The sequence below is a fragment of the Planobispora longispora genome (genome assembly GCF_016863135.1).
Lineage (GTDB): Bacteria > Actinomycetota > Actinomycetes > Streptosporangiales > Streptosporangiaceae > Planobispora > Planobispora longispora.
In genome coordinates, this window is record NZ_BOOH01000061.1 from 1 (window position 1) to 22185 (window position 22185).

General features: G+C 70.6%; 23 protein-coding genes. 10 read left to right on the forward strand and 13 right to left on the reverse strand.

The window, feature by feature from the left end; translation table 11 throughout:
• Positions 1 to 62: 62 nt before the first annotated feature.
• Entirely contained in the window at positions 63 to 530 is a 468-nt protein-coding gene (locus Plo01_RS34630) for an Lrp/AsnC family transcriptional regulator (RefSeq protein WP_203894991.1), read from the reverse strand.
• Between the two features lie 139 nt (positions 531 to 669).
• Here Plo01_RS34630 and Plo01_RS34635 point away from each other — a divergent pair, with 139 nt between their 5' ends.
• Positions 670 to 1557, forward strand: coding sequence for a phenylalanine 4-monooxygenase (locus tag Plo01_RS34635; RefSeq protein ID WP_203894992.1), 888 nt, complete (start codon positions 670 to 672; stop codon positions 1555 to 1557).
• Positions 1558 to 1803: 246 nt separating this feature from the next.
• On the opposite strand, the gene Plo01_RS34640 is transcribed toward Plo01_RS34635, so the two are convergent.
• The 8 genes from Plo01_RS34640 to Plo01_RS34675 all read right to left on the reverse strand — a co-directional run bounded on the left by Plo01_RS34640 (position 1804) and on the right by Plo01_RS34675 (position 9916).
• Positions 1804 to 1998: a hypothetical protein gene (locus tag Plo01_RS34640; protein WP_203894993.1), complete on the reverse strand. Its 195-nt coding sequence runs from the start codon at positions 1996 to 1998 to the stop codon at positions 1804 to 1806.
• Between the two features lie 112 nt (positions 1999 to 2110).
• Positions 2111 to 2365 (reverse strand): hypothetical protein, encoded by a 255-nt coding sequence (locus Plo01_RS34645; protein WP_203894994.1) that lies wholly within the window; start codon positions 2363 to 2365, stop codon positions 2111 to 2113.
• Positions 2366 to 2576: 211 nt separating this feature from the next.
• Complete coding sequence (locus tag Plo01_RS34650) at positions 2577 to 3239, reverse strand: response regulator transcription factor (RefSeq protein ID WP_239317654.1); 663 nt, start codon at positions 3237 to 3239, stop codon at positions 2577 to 2579.
• A 119-nt stretch (positions 3240 to 3358) separates the two neighbouring features.
• Complete coding sequence (gene pstB, locus Plo01_RS34655) at positions 3359 to 4255, reverse strand: phosphate ABC transporter ATP-binding protein PstB (protein ID WP_203895032.1); 897 nt, start codon at positions 4253 to 4255, stop codon at positions 3359 to 3361.
• Positions 4256 to 4284: 29 nt separating this feature from the next.
• A complete protein-coding gene (pstA, locus tag Plo01_RS34660) occupies positions 4285 to 5175 on the reverse strand; it encodes a phosphate ABC transporter permease PstA (protein ID WP_203894996.1) in 891 nt (296 codons plus the stop codon).
• On the reverse strand, positions 5175 to 6116 hold the full coding sequence (pstC, locus tag Plo01_RS34665; protein ID WP_203894997.1) for a phosphate ABC transporter permease subunit PstC: 942 nt from the start codon (positions 6114 to 6116) through the stop codon (positions 5175 to 5177). Before pstC ends, pstA begins: the two co-directional genes overlap by 1 nt.
• On the reverse strand, positions 6116 to 7126 hold the full coding sequence (locus Plo01_RS34670; RefSeq protein ID WP_203894998.1) for a PstS family phosphate ABC transporter substrate-binding protein: 1011 nt from the start codon (positions 7124 to 7126) through the stop codon (positions 6116 to 6118). Before Plo01_RS34670 ends, pstC begins: the two co-directional genes overlap by 1 nt.
• 198 nt (positions 7127 to 7324) lie before the next feature.
• Positions 7325 to 9916, reverse strand: a complete 2592-nt coding sequence (locus Plo01_RS34675) for an ATP-binding protein (RefSeq protein WP_203894999.1) — start codon at positions 9914 to 9916, stop codon at positions 7325 to 7327.
• Positions 9917 to 10188: 272 nt separating this feature from the next.
• Here Plo01_RS34675 and Plo01_RS34680 point away from each other — a divergent pair, with 272 nt between their 5' ends.
• Positions 10189 to 10992: a fructosamine kinase family protein gene (locus Plo01_RS34680; protein WP_203895000.1), complete on the forward strand. Its 804-nt coding sequence runs from the start codon at positions 10189 to 10191 to the stop codon at positions 10990 to 10992.
• Positions 10993 to 11013: 21 nt separating this feature from the next.
• Here Plo01_RS34680 and hisN read toward each other — a convergent pair whose 3' ends face one another.
• Complete coding sequence (gene hisN / locus Plo01_RS34685; protein ID WP_203895001.1) at positions 11014 to 11817, reverse strand: histidinol-phosphatase; 804 nt, start codon at positions 11815 to 11817, stop codon at positions 11014 to 11016.
• Positions 11818 to 11960: 143 nt separating this feature from the next.
• Here hisN and Plo01_RS34690 point away from each other — a divergent pair, with 143 nt between their 5' ends.
• Positions 11961 to 12404, forward strand: a complete 444-nt coding sequence (locus tag Plo01_RS34690) for a DUF4442 domain-containing protein (RefSeq protein WP_203895002.1) — start codon at positions 11961 to 11963, stop codon at positions 12402 to 12404.
• 6 nt (positions 12405 to 12410) lie between these two features.
• Here the strand turns inward: Plo01_RS34690 and rsgA are convergent, their stop codons facing one another.
• Together rsgA and aroA are read right to left on the reverse strand one after the other, a co-directional pair.
• Positions 12411 to 13505: a ribosome small subunit-dependent GTPase A gene (gene rsgA, locus Plo01_RS34695; protein WP_373871750.1), complete on the reverse strand. Its 1095-nt coding sequence runs from the start codon at positions 13503 to 13505 to the stop codon at positions 12411 to 12413.
• Complete coding sequence (aroA, locus tag Plo01_RS34700) at positions 13475 to 14761, reverse strand: 3-phosphoshikimate 1-carboxyvinyltransferase (RefSeq protein WP_203895003.1); 1287 nt, start codon at positions 14759 to 14761, stop codon at positions 13475 to 13477. The genes rsgA and aroA overlap by 31 nt, the downstream gene beginning before the upstream one ends.
• 111 nt (positions 14762 to 14872) lie before the next feature.
• On the opposite strand from aroA, the gene Plo01_RS34705 reads away from it, so the two are divergent.
• Together Plo01_RS34705 and Plo01_RS34710 are read left to right on the forward strand one after the other, a co-directional pair.
• Positions 14873 to 15643, forward strand: coding sequence for an SOS response-associated peptidase (locus Plo01_RS34705; protein ID WP_203895004.1), 771 nt, complete (start codon positions 14873 to 14875; stop codon positions 15641 to 15643).
• A gap of 165 nt (positions 15644 to 15808) precedes the next feature.
• On the forward strand, positions 15809 to 16141 hold the full coding sequence (locus Plo01_RS34710; RefSeq protein WP_203895005.1) for a TraR/DksA family transcriptional regulator: 333 nt from the start codon (positions 15809 to 15811) through the stop codon (positions 16139 to 16141).
• 129 nt (positions 16142 to 16270) lie between these two features.
• On the opposite strand, the gene Plo01_RS34715 is transcribed toward Plo01_RS34710, so the two are convergent.
• The gene (locus tag Plo01_RS34715; RefSeq protein ID WP_203895006.1) at positions 16271 to 17011 is read right to left on the reverse strand and encodes a class I SAM-dependent methyltransferase; all 741 of its coding nucleotides are present in this window, start codon (positions 17009 to 17011) and stop codon (positions 16271 to 16273) included.
• Positions 17012 to 17364: 353 nt separating this feature from the next.
• On the opposite strand from Plo01_RS34715, the gene Plo01_RS34720 reads away from it, so the two are divergent.
• The 5 genes from Plo01_RS34720 to Plo01_RS34740 all read left to right on the forward strand — a co-directional run bounded on the left by Plo01_RS34720 (position 17365) and on the right by Plo01_RS34740 (position 22169).
• Positions 17365 to 17901: a sigma-70 family RNA polymerase sigma factor gene (locus tag Plo01_RS34720; protein WP_239317656.1), complete on the forward strand. Its 537-nt coding sequence runs from the start codon at positions 17365 to 17367 to the stop codon at positions 17899 to 17901.
• Positions 17902 to 17968: 67 nt separating this feature from the next.
• The gene (rsrA, locus tag Plo01_RS34725; RefSeq protein WP_203895008.1) at positions 17969 to 18235 is read left to right on the forward strand and encodes a mycothiol system anti-sigma-R factor; all 267 of its coding nucleotides are present in this window, start codon (positions 17969 to 17971) and stop codon (positions 18233 to 18235) included.
• A gap of 74 nt (positions 18236 to 18309) precedes the next feature.
• The gene (locus Plo01_RS34730) at positions 18310 to 19254 is read left to right on the forward strand and encodes an NAD-dependent epimerase/dehydratase family protein (RefSeq protein WP_203895009.1); all 945 of its coding nucleotides are present in this window, start codon (positions 18310 to 18312) and stop codon (positions 19252 to 19254) included.
• 247 nt (positions 19255 to 19501) lie between these two features.
• Positions 19502 to 20845 (forward strand): HD-GYP domain-containing protein, encoded by a 1344-nt coding sequence (locus Plo01_RS34735; protein ID WP_203895010.1) that lies wholly within the window; start codon positions 19502 to 19504, stop codon positions 20843 to 20845.
• A gap of 61 nt (positions 20846 to 20906) precedes the next feature.
• Positions 20907 to 22169, forward strand: a complete 1263-nt coding sequence (locus tag Plo01_RS34740; protein ID WP_373871753.1) for an HD-GYP domain-containing protein — start codon at positions 20907 to 20909, stop codon at positions 22167 to 22169.
• Positions 22170 to 22185 lie beyond the last annotated feature (16 nt).

A 22185-nucleotide genomic window follows, 5' to 3' on the forward strand; every position in this document is an offset into this window, starting at 1 on the left:
GTGGGGCGGCCCCTTTTTTTGTGTTCATCGTCTGTCACGGGTGCTGTCGGCGGCGAGGGCCGTCAGCGCTGCGGCGCGGCGGTGAGCAGGGGGTCGACCCTGAAGGGAATCTGGACCGACAGGGCGATCGTGGTGTCGGTCCGCTGGACGGCCGGCGAGGCCAGGATGCGCGCGATGATTTCCTGAAGGTCCGGGGTGCTGCGGGCGACCACCCGGCAGAGCAGGTCGGCCTGGCCGCTGGTGCCGTACACCTCGAGAATCTCCGGGACCGTGCCCAGCGCCTGGACGGCCTCCGTGAGACGGCCCTGGGCGATCTGCAGGGAGACGAAGGCCAGGATGGGGTAACCGACGGCCTCGGGAGAGATCGACGGCCCGAAGTCGGCGATGACGCCGCGGGCGGTGAGTTTCTCCACGCGGGCCTGTACGGTGCCTCGCGCCACACCGAGGAGGCGGGCGAGCTCGGTGAGACCGATCCGCGGGTTGGCGCGCATGGTCACGAGAAGGCGGCTGTCCAGCTCATCGATCGCCACGAGATCAGATTAGTGCCCCGCCTCCCTCCTGTGCGATATGACCAGCGGTTCGCAGCAAATACCGTGCGATCATGGGCGATTCGCTCACTCAGACTGCTCACTCTTGTCAACGATTCGGAGAATTGCTGTCATTTCATACATGTTCGAGGAAGCACAGTACTTCGCACCGGTGGCGACCCGTGACGACGGCACGGTCGAGGTTGAGCTCGCCGCGAGCCACCCCGGTTTCGCCGACCCGGTCTACCGTTCCCGGCGCAACGCGATCGCCGCGCTCGCGGTCGGATACACGCCCGGCACGCCGGTCCCGACGGTCGACTACACCGAGCAGGAGCACGAGGTGTGGCGCATCGTCAGCAGGGAGCTGGCGATCAAGCACCGCAAGTACGCGACCGCGGAATATCAGGACGCGACCGAGCGCCTGGGGCTGCCCGGCGAGCGCATCCCGCAGCTCCAGGAGGTCGGCGACCTGCTGGAGCCGCTGACCGGCTTCCGATACCTCCCGGCCGCGGGCCTGGTGCCGCTCCGCGATTTCTACGGGGTTCTGGCGGATGGCTTCTTCCACTCCACGCAGTACATCCGGCACCACTCCACGCCGCTCTACACGCCCGAGCCGGACGTGATCCACGAGGTGATCGGGCACGCCAACGCCCTCGCCTCGGATCGGTACGCGCGGCTTTACCGTCTGGCGGGGAACGCGGCGCGCAGGGTGGAGAGCGAGGAGGCGCTGGAGTTCATCTCCAAGATCTTCTGGTTCACGCTGGAGTTCGGCGTGATGACCGACCAGGGAGAGCTGCGGGCGTACGGCGCCGGCATCCTGTCGTCCTACGGGGAGATCGAGGAGTTCCGCGGGATGGACATCCGTCCGCTGGACCTCGTCGCGATGGGCACCACGCACTACGACATCACGAAATATCAGGATGTGCTGTTCAGAGCGGAATCCCTGGACCACCTGGAGGACGTCGTCGGGGAATTCTGGTCCGGGTGCGACGACGAGGCCGTGTTCCGGATTATGGGCAACGCCCGCTGAGGGCAAAAAAACGGATCAGGACGCCTCCCGCTCGGCAACGTCCGGAGGCGTCAGGCAAAGAGAAAGCCCCTGGCGTGTGGTCGTCGGCCAAACGACATTCACGCCAGGGGCTTTCTTCCTGCTTGGGAGCGGTTCACGTCATCGCGCTTCCCATCCGGATGGGAAGGGACGGCCGTGAACTATCCCTTGATGGCGGGGCCCGGTCCGCGGAACCGACGGCCCGTCATCGTTGAGCCGAGATACGTCTTACTCGTTCTCGATCAGACCCAGCAGCGCGAGGTCGATGAGGTCGTTCAGGATCTCGTTGTGGTTGCTGTCGTCGACGACGTAGGTGGTGCTGGGCTTGTGCCAGTCCTCGGCGGAGGCGGTGGTGGCCGCGGCCATGCCGGCGGCGCCCAGGAAGCCGACGATGGCTGCACCGGTGAGAATGCGACGGATCATGATGCTTCCTCCATGGAAACGAAACGGGGAACTTCTGGAGACTCCTGCTGTAAGCCGTAACCGGCTGACTGCTCGTTGTCGCGAATAACAATCTCGCACCGGCGGCAGTGATTCAAACGTCATCGCGCCACGTTTCGGTCAAAGGCTCATGGCGCTTCTTTGGCGGTGAAGTCGCATTCATCTCGGGAAGTCCGTTGCTTTCCCTGAGGGATATGGTTCGGCTCTTTCGCAACGCGGGGAAGAGATCGTTTTTGCTGGATGCGATGGATATACCGAACGCGTCTGACATATCGAATACACCAGACATATCAAGTGAACTGGGCGCGCTACGGCGTGCCTGGCGCGCCACGCCGGTCGTGCCGGCCATGCGGCACGGGTCGTACGGCCCCGGGAGGCGGGTCATGCGGGTCGGCGGCACGGGTCATACGGCCCCGGGAGGCGGGTCACGCGGGCCGGCGGCACGGGTCATACGGGCCTCGGAAGGCGGGTCACGCCGGGTCCGGCATGCCGGCGGGAGGAAGAGCCGCCGGCATGTGTCCAGTTCGCGGAGAAGGGTGACCGGGAAGGTCCGCCGTCTCTCAGAGACGGTCGACCATGCGGTAACCCACGCCGCGCACGGTCTGGATGAGACGGTCGTCGGTGTCTCCGAGGCGGGCGCGCAACCGCTTGACGTGCACCGCGATCGTGTTGGTCGAGGTGGTGTCGGTGGAGTTCCACACGTGCCGCATGATCTGCTCGCGTGTGACCGTGCGGTGCGCGTTGCGCATCAGGTAGTGCAGGAGCTCGAACTCGCGCAGCGGAAGGTGGACGATCCGGCCGTCCACCTTCACCTGGTAGGCGTTGACGTCGAGCTCCACGTTGCCGACCACGAGCGTGCGGCGAACCCCCGAGTCGCCCTCGATCGCGGCCTGCACGAGCGGGAGGAGCTCGGGCACCCGGTACGGCCGCGCCACGCACGCGGTGGCTCCGGCCGCGAGCGCCTGCACGGCCTGCTCGGCGTGGCCGTCGCCCACCCCGAGCAGGACGGGGATCGCCCGCGTCAGCCGTACCGCTCGGATGAACTCCACCGCGCCGATGACCGGCAGCGTCGCGCTGACGAGTACGACGTCAGGCCGGAGAGCCCCGGCCTGCAAAAGAGCCTGGGCGCCGTCGGCGACGCCCAGCACTTCGACCCCCTCTCGTTGGAGGACTGCGGAGAGCTCCTCGACCAGGGCCGACTCCGGATCGGCCACCAGCAGCATGGGCGCTGTCCGTGTGTCCCCGTCCACTTCGGGTGCCGTCTGCGGCTGGATCACCCGGATCCTCCAAGTAGGGATGAAATTGTGGGGCTTACGATGACAAGCAGGTAAGCAGCCCAGCTTTAGCCGAAACGACCAGTGATGTAGTCCTCGGTTCGCTTGTCGCTGGGGTTGGTGAAGATGCGGCTGGTCTCGTCGAACTCGACCAGGCGGCCGTGCCGCACGCCCTCGGCGTCCACCTCGGCGGTGAAGAAGGCGGTGCGGTCGGAGACGCGGGCGGCCTGCTGCATGTTGTGCGTGACGATGACGATCGTGTAGTCGCGCGACAGCTCCTGCATCAGGTCCTCGATCTTGGTGGTCGCGATCGGGTCCAGGGCCGAGCAGGGCTCGTCCATCAGGATCACGTCGGGCTTCACCGCGATCGCCCGGGCGATGCACAGGCGCTGCTGCTGACCGCCGGACAGGGACAGGGCGTTCTGCTTGATCTTGTCCTTGACCTCGTCCCACAGGGCGGCCTTGGTGAGCGCCTCCTCGACGATGTCGTCCATCTTCCCCTTCATGCCGTTGACCCGGGGGCCGTAGGCGATGTTGTCGTAGATCGACTTGGGGAAGGGGTTGGGCTTCTGGAAGACCATGCCGATCCGGCGGCGGACCTCGATGGGGTCGACGTGGTCGCCGTACAGGTCCTCGTCGTGGTAGAGGATCTTGCCGGCCGCGCGGGCGCCGGGGATGAGGTCGTTCATCCGGTTGAAGCAGCGCAGCACGGTGCTCTTGCCGCAACCCGACGGGCCGATCATGGCGGTGATCTCGCGGTTGCCGATGGTCATGTCGACCCCGCGCACCGCTTCGTAGTCACCGTAGAAGACGCTGAGGCCGGAGACGGTGAAGACCGGGTCGAGGGCTTCGATGGTGCGGGGCACCTCGGGGCCGCGCACGGTCACGTTCGGCACGGAGACTCCAATCTGAGCGTGCCCGGAAGCCGGCAGGTTGCGGGGATCAGCCGTCCGGGAGGCCGGCATGGGGTTGCGGGAGTCGTTCATTGCGTTCCTTACCAGCGCTTCTGGTAGCGGTTACGGAGCCAGATGGCGACGGAGTTCATCAGCAGCAGGATCGCGAGCAGGATCACGATCGCGGCGGCCGCCAGGACGGCGAACTCCTCCTGCGGGCGGGTGATGAAGCTGTAGATCTGCAGCGGCAGCACGCTGAAGTTGCTCCAGACGCCCTCCGGGTTGAACCGGACGAGCGTCGCCGCGCCCAGCATCAGGAACGGGGCGGCCTCGCCGATCGCGCGGGAGAGCGCCAGGATCGAGCCGGTCGCGATGCCGGGGATGGAGGCGGGGAGCACCTGGCGGTAGATCGTCTGCCACTGGGTGGCGCCCAGCGCCAGCGAGCCCTCGCGGATCGACGGCGGGACCGCGCGGATGGCCTCGCGCGCGGAGATGATCACGATGGGCAGAACCAGCAGCGAGATGGTCATCGCGCCGGTCATGACGGTGAAGCCGAACTGCATCCAGCGGGCGATGATGCCCAGGCCGAGGATGCCGTAGACGATCGAGGGCACCGCGGCCAGGTTGGAGATGTTCAGCTCGATCAGCCGGTTGTACCACTTGGTCTTGTCCGCGTACTCCTCAAGGTAGATCGCGGCCAGGATCCCGGTGGGCAGCGCCATCAGCGCGGTCAGGCCGATGATCCAGAGGGTGCCGAAGATGCCGGACTGAATGCCGGCGGTCTCCGGGCGACGGATCGACGGCTGGTTCTCCCAGAGCGTCGAGTCGAGCCGGGGCCAGCCCTCCTCGACCACGTAGACGATCAGCATGGCGAGGAAGATGAGCGCGATCGCCAGGCTGGCCAGCAGAGCGACGCGGAACAGGTGCTCCTTGAGCGGGCGTCCCCTGCTCGCCAGCTGTACGGCGGACTTGGGTGTGGACAGGATGGCCATCAGTCGTAGACCTCGCGATACTTCTGGACCATGCGGGCGCTGACGTAGTTCATGGCGAAGGTCATGATGAACAGCAGTGAGCCCACGGCGAAGATGGTCTTGTAGGCGATCGTGCCGACCGGCGCGTCGCCCGAGCCGGCCTGGGCGATGAACGCCGCCATGGTGGCCATCTCGTCACCGGGGTAGAGCGTGAACACGGACTTGAAGCCGCCCGCGATCGCGACGATCATCGTCTCGCCGGCGGCCCGGGAGATCGCCAGGATGATGGCGGCGACGATGCCGGAGAACGCGGCGGGGACGACGACCCGGACCGAGGTGAGCATCTTGGAGGCGCCGAGCGCGTAGGAGCCCTCGCGCAGGCCGTTCGGGACCGCGGCCATCGAGTCCTCCGACAGCGACGCCACGATCGGGATGATCATCACTCCGACCAGGAGGCCCGCGCTGAGGCCGTTCTTGGCCTCCAGCTCCAGGAACGGGAACACGTCCCGCAGCAGCGGGGTGACGAAGGTCAGGGCGAAGAAGCCGAAGACCACGGTGGGGACGCCGGCCAGGACCTCCAGGACCGGCTTGAAGATCTTGCGGACGCGCGGGGTGGCGTACTCCGACAGGTAGATCGCGGTGGCCAGGCCGAGCGGCACGGCGACCACGATCGCGATCAGCGTGATCTCCAGGGTCGCCACGATGATCGGCCAGACGCCGAAGGCCGGGGGCTTGAACAGCGGTCCCCAGGTGGTGGAGCCGAAGAACTCGCCGAGACTGATCTCGCCGAAGAACTCGATGGTCGGCTCCAGCAGGGCGAAGACGATGCCGACGGTGGTCGCCACCGACACCAGGGCCGCCGCCATGAGGACGACCTTGACGATGACCTCGCCGTAACGCGGGCGCGACCGCGCCAGGGACCGGGAGGCCCCTGACGCGGTCGTACGGTGCTGTGCCGACATCAGCCCTGGCTCTTCAGGCTGGTGAGGTCGGTCTTGAGCTTGGCCTCCTGCTCGGGGTTGAGCGGGATGAACTTCGCGTCCTTGGCGATGGCGCCGATGTTGCCGGCGTAGTAGTCGAGGAAGGCGCCGACCTCGGGCCGCTTCGCCGCGGTGGCCGACACGTAGACGAACAGCGGGCGGGCGAGCGGGGTGTACTTGCCGCCCTGGGCCGCCTCGACGCTCGGGGCGACGCAGCCGCTGCCGGAGTCGATCTCGACGGCCTTCAGCTTGTCGGCGTTCTCCTCGAAGTAGGTGAAGCCGAAGTAGCCCAGGCCGCCCTTGGCGCCGGCGACGCCGGTGACGATGTCGTTGTCGTTCTCGGAGGGGCTGTAGTCCTTGCGGCTCGCGCCCTCCTCACCGTTGATCTCGTCGGTGAAGTAGTCGAACGTGCCGGAGTCGGTGCCCGGGCCGTAGAGCTTGAGCTCCTCGGCCGGGAACTTGGCGTCGACGTCCTTCCAGGTCTTGACCTTGCCCTCGGCCGCCGGCTCCCACATCTTCTTGAGCTGGTCGGTGGTCAGGCAGGTGGCCCAGTCGTTCTCCTTGGGGACGACCACGGTCAGGGCGTCGGTGGCCACCGTCAGCTCGGTGAACTTGATGCCCTTGGCCTCGCAGGCCGCCTTCTCCTCGTCCTTGATCGGGCGGGAGGCGTTGGAGATGTCGGTCTCGCCGGCGCAGAACTTCTCGAAGCCACCGCCGGTGCCCGAGGTGCCGACCGGGACCTTGACCTGCGGCTGCTCCTCGCCGAACAGCTCGGACGCGGCCTGGGTCAGGGGCGCCACGGTGCTGGAGCCGTCAACCTTGATCTCGCCGCTGAGCTGGCCGCCCGCGGCCTGGGTCTCGCCGGACGCGGCGGCGGCAGAGGAGGTGCTGTCACTGCTGCCGGGCTTGGCGTCGCCGCCGCAGGCCGCCGCGAGCGAGACGACGAGCGCGGCCGTCGCAACCGCGCTGAGGCGGCGCTGTCCACTGGTCACGGTATGTTCCTTCTCCGTCGTGAGATCCGTTCTCGATGACCCCGATGTAACCGGCCGAAAGTGAACGGAAATGAAACGAGCCATGACCGGAGCCGGAAGAGTGGGCATGCTCGTGTGAATGCCGCCCCAAGGGGGCCTCCACGGTCACTACGTGGGGTTTTACCGTTATGGAACGTGACATGCGGCCGGCTGCCGGGTTCAGCCGGAACCGTCCGGTGCGCCGCCCTCCGGTGGCCGGGCGAACTCCGGCGCCAGCCCGGTGAGCGTGCGGCAGACGAGGTCGAGCTCCTGCCGCACCATCTCCGCCGTCTCCCCGGCGGCCACCAGGTCCCCGGCCCTGCCCTGGGCCTCCAGGGTGCCGCACAGCTCCATCAGGGCCGTGGCGCCGAGGTTGGAGGCCGAGCCCTTCAGACTGTGCGCTTTCTGCTCCACCTGCGGCGCCTCACCTCGGCTGATGGCCTGCAGGAGATCGTCGAGGGCACGCGGGGCGCGCTCGGCGAAGGAGGTCATGATCCGGGCGACGATGGCGCGTTCGCCCTCCAGGGCGTCCGGTCCGGTCAGCTCCTCCAGGCGGCTTCTGATGGTCGCCTCGCGGGAGTGCCGTACGGCCGTCTCCCCGGCGGGCCGTGCGGCGGCGCCGGGCGTCCGGGCCGCGTCCCCGGCGTCGGCCCGTCCGCCGTTCTCCCGCCGTTCATCTTCCCGGGGTCGGTTCCCGTTCTCCGGTTGTTCATCTTCCCCGGCCCGCTCATGCCCTCCGGCCCGCTCACCTCCTCCGGCGCGTTCACGATCCCCGGCGCGTTCACGATCCCCGAGCCGATCGCCGGTCTCGCTCCCGGTCCCGGTCAGCGCGTGCTCCTCCGTGCCCGACGGTCCCGACAGCGGGACCAGCACCGCCTCCAGCTCCTCGATGTGGACCGGCTTGGCCAGGTAGGCGTTCATGCCGGCCGCGCGGCAGGCCGCCCGGTCCTCGGCCAGGACGCTGGCGGTCAGCGCCACGATGTACGGCTGGGCCGCCAGCGGCTCGGCGCGGATCAGCCGCGTCGCCTCCAGCCCGTCCATCGCCGGCATGTGCATGTCCATGAGGATCACGTCGTACGGCGTGCGCCGCACGGCCTCCAGCGCCTTGCGGCCGTCGTCGACCGTGTCGACCCGGTGGCCGAGCCGGGAGAGCATGAGCTCCGCGACCTTCTGGTTGATCGGGTTGTCCTCGGCGAGGAGGATGCGCAGGACCCGCCGGAAGGGGACGGCGGCCCGCGGCGGACCTCCGGGGGACGGCGCCGCGGACTCCCCGGCCGCGGGGTAGCCGGTGAGGATCGCGGTCATGGTGAAGGTGGAGCCGGTGCCGATCGTGCTGTCGGCCGTCAGGTCGCCGCCCATGGCCCGGGCGAGACGGCGGCTGATCACCAGGCCGAGGCCGGTGCCGCCGTATACGCGGGTCCTCGAGGAGTCCACCTGGCTGAACGCCCGGAACAGCCGGCTCATCCGGTCGGAGGGGATGCCGATCCCGGTGTCCTTGACGCTCACCCGGAAGCGGAACAGGTCGTCCTGCGGCTCGGGCAGGCGCTGCGCGTCCACGGTCACGGCGACCTCGCCCTGCTGGGTGAACTTGACGGCGTTGTCGAGCAGCTTCGTGATCGCCTGCCTGATCTGCGCGGCGTCGCCGCACAACATCCGGGGACAGCCCGGTGAGATGTCCCCGGTCAGCCTGAGGTTCTTGTCCGCGGCGGCGGCGGACACGGTGGCGAGCGCGCTGTTGAGGCATTCCCGCACGTCGAACGGTTCGCTGTCGAGCTTGAGCTCGCCCGCCTCGATCATCGCGAAGATCAGGATGTCGTTGATGATCTCCAGAAGGGCCTTGCCGCTGTCGTAGACCGCCCTGGAGAGCTCGCGCTGGTCGGCGTCGAGATCGGTGTCCAGCAGCAGCTCGGTCATCCCGATGATCGCGTTCATGGGGGTCCGGACCTCGTGGCTCATGGTCGCCAGGAACGCCGACTTCGCCGCGGCCGCGGCCTGTGACTCCTCTCTCGCCCGGGAGACGACCTGGATCGAGGCGGTGACGGCCTCGGCCATCAGCACGGCCTCCACCGGCCGGGACACACGGGGAGGGGGCGTCAGATCGCCGACCGCGACGCGCGTGGCGGCGCCCGCCACCTGGCGGATCGGGACGGTCACCATGCGGGTGAGCCACCGCGCGCCCGCCGCCACCGTCAGCGCCGCCAGCAGCGAACCCCACAGGACCAGGCCCCGGGCCTCGGCGCCGGCCTCGCCCTCGCGCCACTGCCGAACCAGCAGCTGCTCCGTCTCGCGCTCCAGCCGGTCCAGCAGGGCCCCGGCCTCGGTCATCCGCCGCGTGCCGCGGTCGACCAGGGCGGTCATCGCGGCGGTCTCGAAGTCCCGCGTGCCGCGCAGGCGGATCGTCTCGGAGAGTTCGTCGAGCCTGTCCCGGACGAGCCGCTGCAGCCGTGTGACGGACGCCTGCTGGAACAGGTCGGCGCCGACCGCCTGGCGCAGCGCCGTGAGATGCTCGTCGACGGCGGAGGCCGCCTGCCGGTAGCGGTGGAGGTGGTCGTCCCTGCCGATGACGATGTAGCTGCGCTGGTTCCTCTCCGCGTCCTTGAGCGTGTTGCGCACGTCCTCGATCCGGCTGAGGGTCCGGTAGGTGCGCTCGATGGAGTCGTGCTCCTCCACCAGATCGCCGATCCGCAGGTAGGACCCGACCCCGACGACCGCGATCGTGCCGAGCGCCAGCGCGTAACCGATTCCGAGCAGCCGGCCCGCGGTCCAGCGCATCACCCGCGACCCGGGCGGGGGGCTGGCCGTCCGGTGCCGCGAGCCGGCTGGGACCGAGGTGTGGTCATATATTCCTCCTTCCCCGCCTTGGCCAGGACTTCTGTGCCTTTGAAAACTCGTTCCCCTCTTTAGGGGAGAGCGAGAAAGACGTTCGGCGGGCCGCCGTGGCTCGCTCCGGGCCGGGCGGGCTGGCATCCTTCGGCCATGGGCTTTCGCACGCTCGCCGTCCCCGCGGGGGACGGCCGCCGCTCTCCCGGAAGCCGGCGGGCCCGGTGAGGATCGTCGAGGACCTCGGCGCCTCGCACGCCTGGCGGCTGCACCGGGCGGAGCTCCCCGACGGACGTCACGTCTTCGTGAAGACGGGCGGGAGCGGCCGGTTGCTCGCCTCGGAGGCGGCCGGGCTCCGCTGGCTCGGGGAGGCCGGGGCGGTGGCCGTGCCCGAGGTCGTCGAGGCGACCGACGAGCGGCTCGTGCTCGCGTGGGTGGAGACCGCCCGGCCCACTCCCGTGGCCGCCGAGCGCTTCGGCCGCGAGCTGGCCCGGCTGCACGCCTCCGGCGCCGCCGGGTTCGGCGCGCCGTGGCCCGGGTTCATCGCGGAGCTTCCCATGGACAACGCGCCCGCCACCGGCTGGCCGTCGTTCTACGCCTCCCGCCGTCTCCTTCCCTTCGTACGGCGCGCGCGGGACGGCGGGTGGCTCGACGCCCGGGACGCCGCGATCCTCGACGGAATCTGCTCCCGCCTGGCGGACGTCGCGGGTCCCGACGAGCCGCCCAGCCGGATCCACGGCGACCTGTGGAGCGGGAACGTGCTGTGGTCGGCGGACGGCGCCGTACTGGTGGATCCGGCCGCGCACGGCGGGCACCGCGAGACCGACCTGGCGATGCTCGCGCTGTTCGGCGCCCCGTACCTGGAGCGGATCCTCGCCGCCTACGAGGAGGAGTCTCCGCCGGCCGCCGGCTGGCGCGAGCGCGTGCCCCTGCACCAGCTGCACCCGCTGCTCGTGCACGTCTGCCTGTACGGCGGGGCCTACCGGGACGGGCTGATGGCCGCCGCCGAGCGGGTCCGGGCGATCTAGGGGGTCGGGGCCAGAGGGGGGCTAGACGGGGAGGGTGAGCGGGCCGCCGCCCAGGCGCTTGAGGACCTCGCCGTGCAGGGAGCCGTTGGTGCAGACCAGGCTGCCGCCGTCGAGGCCGGGCACGCCGGACAGGTCGGTCCAGATGCCGCCGGCCTCCTCGATGATCACGGTCAGGGCCGCGATGTCCCAGGGGGAGAGCTCGGGCTCGGCGGACAGGTCCACCGCGCCCTCGGCGACCAGCATGTGCGACCAGAAGTCGCCGTAGGCGCGGCTGCGCCAGACCGACCGGTTGAGGTCGAGGAAGTTGTCGAGCCTGCCGCTCTCCTCCCAGCCGCCGAGGCTGGAGTAGGAGAAGGAGGCGTCCTCCAGGCGGGTGACGGAGGAGACGGCGCAGCGGCTGGCCCTGGCCAGGCTCTTGCCGGTCCAGGCGCCGGTGTCGCGGGCGGCCCACCAGCGGCGGCCCAGCGCCGGGGCGGAGACGAGGCCGACGACGACGCGGCCGTGCTCCATCAGCGCGATGAGCGTGGCCCAGATCGGGACGCCGCGCACGTAGTTCTTCGTGCCGTCGATGGGGTCGACGATCCAGGAGCGCGCGCCGTACCCGGTGGTGCCGAACTCCTCGCCGATGACCGCGTCGCGCGGGCGGGCCCGGCGGAGGGTGCCCCGGATCGACTCCTCGACGGCGCGGTCGGCGTCGCTCACCGGGGTGAGATCGGGCTTGGTCTCGACGCGCAGGTCCACCGCCTTGAAGCGGCGCATGGTCAGGTCGTCGGCGGCGTCGGCCATGACGTGCGCGAGGCGCAAGTCGTCGTTGTAACCCGTCACGGAGGGAAACGCTATCGCGTCAGTGGTCGGTCATAGGAGTGCGGTGGCCAAAGTGGTGGATCGCCTCGTGTCGTCTCCGTTCGCGGAACAGGACGGATGAACCGGTGGTGGATGGCTGTGTTACTGGCGAGTAGCATCGGGCCATGACCTTTGACGTGGGTGCCTTCATGCTGCAGAGCGTGCCGTTCGCGCGGGCGCTGGACATCTCCTTCGACAAGGTGGAGCCGGGCTTCGCGGTCTGCCGCATGCCCGACCGCGCGGACCTGCACAACCACCTGGGCGGCCCGCACGCCGGAGCGCTGTTCACCCTGGCCGAGTCCGCCTCGGGCGCCGCGATGCTGTCCGCCTTCGGCGACCAGCTCTCGCGGGCGACCCCGCTGGCGGCGAACGCGGCGATCCGCTACGTGAAGCTCGCGATGGGCGAGGTCGTCGCCGAGGCCCGCCTCCAGGCGTCGCGCGAGGAGGTCGTGGCCACACTGGACGCGGGGGGGCGCCCCGAGTTCGACGTCACCGTCGAGATCAAGACCGCCGACGGCACCCTGGTCTCCGAGATGACCGTCGCCTGGACCCTGCGCCCCAACCGGTAGGGGCGGTCAGGGGGCGGCGGGGCGGTCGTCGTCGGCGGAGCCCTCGCGGCTGGCGAGCAGCCGGCGCAGGGAGGCCAGGCGGGCCGGGTCCGCCTGGCCCGCGGCGACCAGGGCGTCCAGGGCGCACTCCTCGCCCCGGTGGGTGCAGCCCTTGGGGCAGTCGACCGTCCCCTCGACGAGGTCGGGGAAACCGGCCAGGACGGTCTCGACCGAGACGTGCGCCAGGCCGAAGCTGCGCACGCCCGGGGTGTCGATGATCCAGCCGCCCCCGGGGAGCTCCAGGGCCACCGCCGAGGTCGAGGTGTGGCGGCCCCGGCCGGTCACCGAGTTGACGTGGGAGACGGCCCGGTTGGCGTCCGGGACCAGCGCGTTCACCAGGGTCGACTTGCCCACCCCCGAGTGGCCGACGAGCACGCTGATCCGGTCCGTCAGCCGCTCCCGCAGCTCGTCCAGCTCGCCGCCCCTGCGGATCACGACGTACGGCACGCCGAGCGGCGCGTAGTGCGCGACCAGCTCGTCCGGCGGGGCGAGGTCGGGCTTGGTCAGGCAGAGCAGGGGCTCGATGTCGGCGTCGAAGGCCGCCACGAGCATCCGGTCGATCATGCGGGGGCGGGGCGGCGGGTCGGCCAGCGCCGTGACGATCACCAGCTGGTCGGCGTTGGCGACCACGGGACGCTCGATGCCGTCGGTGTCGTCGGTGTCGTCGGCGGAACGGCGCAGCATCGAGGCGCGGGGCTCCACCCGGACGACCCGGGCCAGCGTGTCGGGCTTGCCGGAGACGTCGCCCACCAGCGCCACCCGGTCGCCGACCACGATCCCCTTGCGCCCGAGCTCGCGGGCCTTCATCGCCACCACGAGCCGGCCGCTCAGCATGGCGCCCTCGGCCCGGTTCTTCGTGCGGTGACGGCTCTTCTCCCCGGCGGACTCGACCAGGCAGGTGTAGCGCCCCCGGTCGACGGCCACGACGAAGCCCGCGACGGCCTCCTCGTGCGCCGGACGGATGCGGGTCCGCGGCCGGGAACCCTTCCCCGGCCGGATCCGGACGTCGTCCTCGTCGTACTCCCGCTTTCTCAGCGGTCCTCCCCCAGCATCCGCGCCCACATCGAGGCGAACTCCGGCAGGGTCTTACCCGTGGTCGCGATGTCCTCCACCTCGACCCCGGGAACGGCCAGGCCGATCACCGCGCCGGCCGTGGCCATGCGGTGGTCGGCGTAGGAGCGGAACACCCCGCCGGTGAGCGGGCGCGGCCGGATCTCCAGGCCGTCCTCGGTCTCGTTCGCGTCGCCGCCGAGGCGGTTGATCTCGGTGACCAGCGCGGCCAGCCGGTCCGTCTCGTGCCCACGGATGTGGGCGACGCCGCTGATCCGGCTGGGGGAGTCGGCCAGCGCGGCCAGGGCGGCGATCGTCGGGGTCAGCTCGGCGACGTCGCGCAGGTCGGCCTCGATGCCGGAGATCCGGCCGGTGCCGGTGACCGCCAGCCCCGCGGGCGTGAGCTCCACCTCGGCGCCCATGCCCGCCAGCAGCTGCCGGAGCTGGTCGCCGGGCTGGGTGGTCTCGGCCGGCCAGCCGGGGATGACGACCGTGCCGCCGGTGACCATCGCGGCCGACAGGAACGGCGCCGCGTTGGACAGGTCGGGCTCCACGGTGAAATCCCTGGCCGCGATCGGGCCGGGCTCGACCCGCCAGACGTCGCGCTCGGAGTCGTCGACCCGCACGCCGTACTCCCGCAACATCTGGACGGTCATCCGGATGTGCGGCTGCGACGGGACGGGCGGGCCCTCGTGCCGGACCGTCACGCCCTTGGGGAAGCGGGCGCCGGTCAGGAGCAGGCCGGACAGGAACTGGGAGGAGCCGGACGCGTCGAGCGTGACCTCCCCGCCGGTCAGCGGGCCGCGGACGGTGAACGGCAGCGCGTCGCCCGTCACCTCCGCCCCGAGGGCGCGCAGCGCGCCCAGGATCACGCCCATCGGGCGCTTGCGCGCGTGCGGATCGCCGTCGAAGGAGACCTCGCCGTCGGCCAGCGCGGCCATCGGCGGCACGAAGCGCATGACGGTGCCCGCCAGCCCCACGTCGATGCGCGACCCGCCGGTGACCGGACCGGGAGTGATCGTCCAGTCGAGGCTGGACGCGCTCTCGCCGGACGGGACCATCGCGGCGCCGAGCGCGCGCAGGGCGTCCGCCATCAGATCGGAGTCGCGGCTGCGCAGCGCCAGCCGTACCGTGCCGGGACCGTCGGCCAGCGCGGCGAGCAGCAGCGCGCGGTTGGTCACCGACTTGGAGCCGGGCAGGGGGACGGTCGCGCGCACCGGGCCGGTCGCGGTCGGGGCGGGCCAGAGCGGAGTGGACGGCGAGGACATGCCCGAAGCCTATCGAGCCCGCCTCACCGGACGGAAAAGTGCCGGGACGGGAACGAAGGCTCCTCGGCGCAGCCGATGACCGACAAGTGCCGGAAGTGGCAGAGTGGAAGCATGTGCGGGAGATACGCGTTCGGGCGCGACAAGCACGAGCTGCTCGAGGAGTTCGAGGTCGAGGTCGACGGGGCCGCCGACGAGGAGCTGAGGCCCGACTACAACATCGCGCCGACCAAGCCGGTCTACGCGGTGGTGAGCAGGACGCCCAAGGCCGGTCCCAAGACCGACGCCGAGGGCAGGCCGGTGCGGCAGCTGCGGGTCATGCGCTGGGGGCTGGTGCCGGGCTGGGCGAAGGACCCCTCGATCGGCTCCAAGATGATCAACGCCCGGGTGGAGACGGTGGCGGAGAAGCCCTCCTTCCGCAAGGCGTTCGCCGAGCGCAGGTGCCTGATCCCGGCCGACGGCTACTACGAGTGGGCCACGCTGGAGGAGACCGGTCCCAAGGGCAGGCCGAAGAAGCAGCCCTACTTCATCCGGCCGGCCGGCGACGAGGTCATGGCCATGGCGGGGCTGTACGAGTTCTGGCGCGACCGGGGCCGGCCCGACGACGACCCGCAGGCGTGGCTGGTCACCTGCACGATCATCACCACCACCGCGGTCGACGAGGCGGGCGCCGTGCACGACCGCATGCCGATGCTGATCGAGCGCGACCGGTGGGCCGACTGGCTCGACCCCGGGGTCGCCGACGCGCAGGAGTTCCTGATCCCCGCCGGTTCCACCGGGCTCACCGTCTATCCCGTCTCCACCGCGGTGAACTCGGTGCGCAACAACGGGCCGGAGTTGATCGCGCCTCTGGCGGAGGCGGGCGAGGGTAAAGCGCTCTTCTAAAAACGCCCCTCAACCGGTGTAGAAACCACGCTCAGCGGGCATCCGGTGATGAAAGCGAGACCTCATTCTGGGGCCACGCGGTAAAAACTTACCCTTTTCGAGCCTGGTGGGACGTCCGGGGAACCCGCCGCAGGCCGCCCCGCACATCCCGGAGGTGCGCAAGCCGTGGACGACGCGACCGCGCGTATGCGCCTGCAGAACATGCTTCTTGAGCTCGACCGGTCCATCGGAGTCCTGCGGGGGGACCCGCAGGCCGAGCGGGACAGGTCGGCCGCCGACGCCGGATCCGACCTCACCGACGCCGACCGCAACCGGGCCATGCTGGACGTGGCCGCCCAGCACCGCCGCTCGGTCGTCGAGGCCCTCAAAAGGCTCGACGAAGGGCTTTACGGTCTCTGCGTGGACTGCGGCAAGCCCGTGCCGGAAGGCAGGCTGGAGGCGCGTCCCGAGGCCTCCCGGTGTGTGGAGTGCCAGTCCAGGAGGGAGCGCAGGCGCTGATCGCGGGCCGGGCCCGCCGGACGGGAGGGGCGGCCCGGAGAACGGCTCCGGCGGGACCCGGACCCGGAGGCACCGGCCGCTCCGGGCGGGGACCCGGACCCGGGGGCGCCGGCCGCTCCGGGCGGCGACTCAGACCCGGCGGGCGCTGGCCACCAGATGGATCCCCACGGTGTCGTCGTCGTCCGGGTGGGCCTCGAGCTCGGTGCGGACCAGCCACGTGAGCGCGCGGGAGTCGGTCGCGAGCACGTGGTCGACCGTGGAGGGGGACAGCACCGTGCGGGGTCGTATCCACTCGACCTCCAGCCCGGCCTCGGTGAGCAGCTCGCGGAGCTGGCCGCTGCTGAAGCAGCGGGTGATGCTCCCGTCGGGCCACGGGACGAGCATGACCTCCCCGGTCTGGCGCAGGTGGGCCCAGTAGTTCTGCTCGGCCAGGATCGCCATCCCCAGCACCAGGGAGTCGACGCAGATCAGGGCCCGGCCGCCGGGGCGCAGCACCCGGGCGATGTCGGCGACCGCGGACTCCGCCATGAGCTCCAGCGACATCGCGCGGTCCTCGGCGAGCACCGCGTCCACGCTGCCGTCGGGCAGGAACCGCAGGTCGTCGGCGCGGACCTGACCGATCTTGCCGGCGTCCCGCAGGGCCGGCTGGCCGTCCACCGCCTTGCGGAAGTCGATCACCTCCACCACCCGGTGCCCGGCCCGCGCCGCCTGCGCGGCCCAGCGTCCCTGGCCGCGGGAGAGGTCGAGGATGGTGGAGGGACTCCGGGGGAGCCACCGGTTCAGCTGCTCGGCGGCGACCGCGCGGTAAAAGGTCCAGTACGGCCCGAGGGTTCCTGAGCCGTTCAGCTCTTCGGCCGGGATGGGCAGCACAAGCGGCTCCTGGCGTCGGGGTTTCCGGTGGTCTACAGCTACCTGCCGGTACGTATCTTTTTCCCCGTACCGGTTTGTTCGTCACCTTCTATCTTGGGGGAACAGACGAGGTGCCGAGGGTGTTGCCAACGGACAGCGAACGATCCTTTCGGGAGGTTGGCAAGCGAATGCTCGCGTTGATCGAACCCGTCGCCCACCCCGGTGATCGGTCTTTCCCTGTTGAGCGGGTATCCTCCGCTCTGTACGGTGTCCCGCGCCAGCCGGGCTCCGGAGATCTTAAGGGGGTGGGTCCGGTCCCTGCGACAGACACGGAAACTCTGGAGCAGCGGAGCGCACGGTTCGAGCGGGATGTGATGCCCTATCTCGAGCAGCTCTACTCCGCCGCGCTCCGGATGACCCGGAACCCGGCGGACGCCGAAGACCTCCTCCAGGAGACCTTCGCCAAGGCGTTCGGGTCCTTCCACCAGTTCCAGGAGGGCACGAACCTCAAGGCCTGGCTTTACCGCATCCTCACCAACACTTTCATCAACAATTACCGCAAGAAGCAGCGGGAGCCCAAGCAGGCGGGCACGGAGGAGATCGAGGACTGGCAGCTCGCCAGGGCCGAGTCCCACACCTCGACCGGGCTGAAGTCCGCCGAGATCGAGGCGCTGGAACACCTCCCCGACAGCGACGTCAAGGACGCGCTCGCCGCGCTCCCCGAGGAGTTCCGCATCGCGGTCTATCTCGCCGACGTCGAGGGCTTCCCCTACAAGGAGATCGCCGAGATCATGGGGACCCCCATCGGGACCGTGATGTCGCGACTGCACCGCGGCCGCCGTCAGCTGCGGACGCAGCTGGAGGACTACGCCCGTGACCGTGGCCTGATCCCGGCGGAGGATGCGAAGTGAGCGGGCGATCCGGCACGCACCGCGGGCTCGCGCAGGCGAGCCCCGAGCTCTTGGGCGAGGTGATCGTATGAGCTGTGGAGACCCCCACGACACGGACTGTCGCGAGGTTCTGGATAAGGTCTACGCCTACCTCGACGGAGAGCTCGACGAGGGCAACTGCGTCGACATACGGCATCACCTGGACGAATGCAGCCCCTGCCTGAAGGAGTACGGCCTGGAGCAGGTCGTCAAGCAGCTGGTGGCCAAGCACTGCGGCTGCGACCCGGTCCCCGACGATCTGCGTGCCAAGATCCTGAACAGGATCGACCAGGTGCGCAGCGAGATGGCGACCTGAGCTCCTAGGATCGTTCCCGTACGGCGACCGCTCGGTCGCCGGTCGCAACGCCGCGACGAGAACGGGGGATCGGCATGCGGGTGCTCGTCACCGGGGGAGCCGGGTTCATCGGGTCCACGCTGGTGGACCGGTTGCTTCAGGACGGCCACGAGGTCATGGCCGTGGACGACCTGTCCTCGGGGAGCCGGGACAACCTCGCCCTCGCGGCGCGCAGCCCGCGCTTCGTCCTGCACGAGACGGACATCCGCGACCCCGCTCTGATCGGCCTGGCCGCGGAGTGGCGGCCGGAGGTCGTCTGCCACCTCGCCGCGCAGATCAGCGTGCGCAAGAGCGTGGCCGACCCGGTCCACGACGCCCGGCTCAACGTGGAGGGCACGGCCTCGGTCCTGACCGCCGCCCAGCGCGGCGGCGCCCGCAAGGTCGTCTTCGCCTCCTCCGTCGCCGTGTACGGCAGGCCCGAGGTCATCCCCGTCCCCCGGGGCGCGGCCACCGACCCGCGCTCGCCGTACGCCGCCTCGAAGCTGAGTGGGGAGATCTATCTGGCGACCTTCAAGGCGCTCTACGGCATCGACTACACCACGCTCGTGCTCTCCAACGTCTACGGCCCGCGCCAGTCGCCCGAGGGCGAGGCCGGGGTGGTGGCCATCTTCACCGACGGGCTGCTCAACGGCACCCCCACCGTGGTGTACGGCGAGGGCGCGCAGACCCGCGACTACGTCTTCGTCGACGACGTGGTGGACGGCTTCGCCCGCGCCTGCGGCGACGCGGGCAACGGGGGCCGGTTCAACCTGGGGACCGGGGTGGAGACGACGGACCGGGAGCTGCACACCCTCGTCGCGCAGGCCGCGGGGGCGCCCGACGAGCCGGGCGGCGCCCCGGCGCGCCTGGGCGACCTGCCCGCGATGGCGGTCGACCCGGCCCCCGCCCTGGAGGCGCTGGACTGGCGGCCCCGGACGGACCTGGCCACGGGGCTGAAGGCGACCGTCGAGTGGGCCAGGGCCCGGCTGAACTCCCTGTAGGGTCTCCGCCCGGCTCCCTCCCGGGGCGCCGCTCGCCCGGCCGCCCCCGGGCGCACTCGGAGTGCTCACTTGATTACACTTTGCTTGCGATTAGTGGTCTGTCCTCCTGATCCGGGTGTGCTTCTGTAGCCTGAGAGGCGAAACCGACGTGGAGGCAGCACATGTTGAAGGAAAAGGCAGGCCGGGTCCACGCCGGGATCTCCTGGACATGAGCACCGCCGCCCCATAGACCCTCTAGGTGGTCGCTTTGCGTGGACTGCCATGGTTTGCCAAGGTCTACCTTGTCGCCGTGATCGGGGCCGCCCTCGGGCTGCTCGGGCACGGCGTGGTCAGTGGCCGCTTCGCGCCTCTGGACTGGTCCACGCTGCTGGTCCTGGCGCTGCTGTTCCTGGTGTGCGAGTCGATGCCGACGCTGCTGAGCGTCCGGCAGGCCGCGGTCTCGGTCAGCTTCTCGGCCGCGCTCGCCGCGGTGGTCCTCCTCGGCGCCGACGGCGCCGCGCTGGTCGGGATGACGGCGATGCTGAGCGTGCATCCGGGTCTCTCGCCGGTGAAGCGGCTGTTCAACGGCTCCCAGTTCGCCATCTGCGGCTACGCCGCCGGCGGGGTCTACCAGTGGCTGGGCGGCACTCCCCACGTCCCCGACGTCGCCGGCTTCGACGACCTGATCCTGCCGTTCGCGGGCGCGGCGGCGGTGTTCGTGCCGCTCAACTTCGCCCTGATCGCGGTCATCCTCGTCGCGACCGGCCAGGCCGACCAGGTGCCGCTGCGCGGGCTGGCCCAGTTCATGGTCTCCTACCTGGGATACGCCACGTTCGGGCTGCTGATCGCCGGGCTCTGGGCGACGGTCAGCTCGATCTCCGCGGTGCTGGTGCTGATCCCGCTGTTCGTCGCCCGCTGGGCCTTCGGCCAGTACCTCGCGCAGCAGCGTTCCTACGACGCCACGATCGCCGCGCTCTGCCAGGCGGTGGAGACCAAGGACTACTACACCCGGGGCCACTGCACCCGCGTGTCCCAGGCCTCCGGCATGATCGCCGAGGAGATCGGGATGGGGCCGGAGCGCCTGCGGGCGATCCGCTACGCCGGGATGCTCCACGACGTGGGCAAGCTGGGCGTGCCGACCAAGGTGCTGCAGAAGGAGGGGCCGCTCACCGAGGAGGAGTTCGCGGCGATCCAGCTGCACCCGATGCGCGGGCTGGAGATCGTCCGCGGCATCGACTTCCTGGACGAGGCGTTCGCCGGGATCATGCACCATCACGAGCGCGTCGACGGCAAGGGCTACCCGATGGGGCTGGCCGGTGACGAGATCCCGGAGTTCGCCCGGATCATCGCGGTGGCCGACGCCTTCGACGCGATGACCTCCGACCGCTCCTACCGCAACGCCCGCCCGATCGAGGTCGCCACGGCCGAGCTGCGCAAGGGCGCGGGCACCCAGTTCGACCCGGTCATGGTCAGCGCGTTCGTCAAGGCCCTGGAGCGCGACGGCTGGGAGCCGCCCCGCAAGGTCGTCCCGCCGCCGGCGGACGACGCCGAGACCACCATCAAGGACCACGACGACCCGACCATGCCCATCCAGGTGGTGGCGGAGCGGTGAGCCGGCGGGCGAGTGGAGCGAGCGAGAAGGCGGACGCGGTCGTGGGCGGTGGGCGGTGACCGTGACGGCCGTGCGGAGCCCGCGTGCCTTCCAGCGGCTCGACTCCGGGCAGCTCCTGCTCATCGCCGTGGCGGGTCTGATGACGGTGGCCGGGATCGCGTACACCGCGGTGGCCGGGCTGGAGGATCCGGACTTCGCGATCGGGTTCGGCGCGTTGATCGCCGCCGGGGAGCTGGCCAGGCTGACCATGCCCGGCAACCGGGAGGTGGCGCCGATCGGGGCCGCCGCCGCGCTGGGCTACACGCTCCTGCTCGACATGGGCCGGGCCCCGGCGAACCATCCGGCGCTCCAGGTGGTCGCCGTGCTGGCGGTCGGCATGATCGCCGGGGCGTTGCCGCATCTGGCGGTGGGGCGTCCTCCGCAGCTGGACGCGATGGCCCGGAGGCTGGTCACCGGGGCGTTGCTGGCCTTCGCCTACCGGCCGCTGGCCGGTCCGCTGCGTGAGATGACCGAGGAGAACTGGACGCCCGTGCTGGGCGTGATGGCCGCGTTGACCATGGTGACGCTCCACCTCGACGTGCTGCTGGCCTCGGTGCTCCGGGCGGAGCGGGTGCGGGCCGCGTTCAGTGTGGCCGTCCACGACGAGCTGCGGATGGCCGCTCCGCTGGGCGTGGCGGTGGCCGCCTCCGGCGTCCTGCTCGCGCTCGCCTCGCACAGCATGGACATGGCGGCGCTGCTGGTCTTCGCCGCGCCGCTGCTGGTCACGCAGGTCGCCTTCCGCAAGTACGCCGGGATCCGGGCCACCTACCTGCAGACGGTCCGGGCGCTGTCGCAGGTCACCGAGGTCGCCGGGTACGTCGAGCCGGGCCATTCGCGGCGGGTGAGCCGCCTGGCGGTCGCCGTCGGCCGGGAGCTGGGGATGGCCGAGCCCGAGCTGCTGGAGCTGGAGTACGCCGCGCTCATGCACGACATCGGGCAGCTCTCGCTCCGCGACCCGATCCCCGGCGGCGCGACCGTGCACGTCGACGGCGAGCAGGCGCGGCGCATCGCCGAGCTGGGCGCCGAGGTGATCCGGCAGACGGGGGTCCTGGAGCGGGTGGCGGAGATCGTCCGCCGTCAGTGCGACCCCTGCGTGGAGATGCCTCCCCTGGCGAGCCGCATCATCAAGGTCGCCAACGCCTATGACGACCTGGTCGGCGGGTCCACCGACCGGGATCGGGCGGGGGCCGCCATGGAGCGGCTCCGCCTGGGGGTGGGCGGGGAGTTCGACCCCTCGGTGGTCGAGGCGACGACCCTGGTCGTCGGCCGCCTGACTCGTCACTGACCGCGCCGCCGGGCGC

Bases quoted from the DNA above. Each gene is read 5' to 3' on its own strand.
- Plo01_RS34635 (WP_203894992.1), top strand. From the start codon at position 670: ATGTTCGAGGAAGCACAGTACTTCGCACCGGTGGCGACCCGTGACGAC.
- pstB (WP_203895032.1), bottom strand. From the start codon at position 4,255: ATGCCGGCCTCCCGGACGGCTGATCCCCGCAACCTGCCGGCTTCCGGG.
- Plo01_RS34730 (WP_203895009.1), top strand. From the start codon at position 18,310: ATGCGGGTGCTCGTCACCGGGGGAGCCGGGTTCATCGGGTCCACGCTG.
- Plo01_RS34640 (WP_203894993.1), bottom strand. From the start codon at position 1,998: ATGATCCGTCGCATTCTCACCGGTGCAGCCATCGTCGGCTTCCTGGGC.
- Plo01_RS34675 (WP_203894999.1), bottom strand. From the start codon at position 9,916: ATGCGCTGGACCGCGGGCCGGCTGCTCGGAATCGGTTACGCGCTGGCG.
- Plo01_RS34690 (WP_203895002.1), top strand. From the start codon at position 11,961: ATGACCTTTGACGTGGGTGCCTTCATGCTGCAGAGCGTGCCGTTCGCG.
- pstC (WP_203894997.1), bottom strand. From the start codon at position 6,116: ATGTCGGCACAGCACCGTACGACCGCGTCAGGGGCCTCCCGGTCCCTG.
- aroA (WP_203895003.1), bottom strand. From the start codon at position 14,761: ATGTCCTCGCCGTCCACTCCGCTCTGGCCCGCCCCGACCGCGACCGGC.
- Plo01_RS34720 (WP_239317656.1), top strand. From the start codon at position 17,365: ATGCCCTATCTCGAGCAGCTCTACTCCGCCGCGCTCCGGATGACCCGG.
- pstA (WP_203894996.1), bottom strand. From the start codon at position 5,175: ATGGCCATCCTGTCCACACCCAAGTCCGCCGTACAGCTGGCGAGCAGG.
- Plo01_RS34650 (WP_239317654.1), bottom strand. From the start codon at position 3,239: ATGCTGCTGGTGGCCGATCCGGAGTCGGCCCTGGTCGAGGAGCTCTCC.
- rsrA (WP_203895008.1), top strand. From the start codon at position 17,969: ATGAGCTGTGGAGACCCCCACGACACGGACTGTCGCGAGGTTCTGGAT.
- Plo01_RS34645 (WP_203894994.1), bottom strand. From the start codon at position 2,365: ATGGCCGGCACGACCGGCGTGGCGCGCCAGGCACGCCGTAGCGCGCCC.
- Plo01_RS34705 (WP_203895004.1), top strand. From the start codon at position 14,873: ATGTGCGGGAGATACGCGTTCGGGCGCGACAAGCACGAGCTGCTCGAG.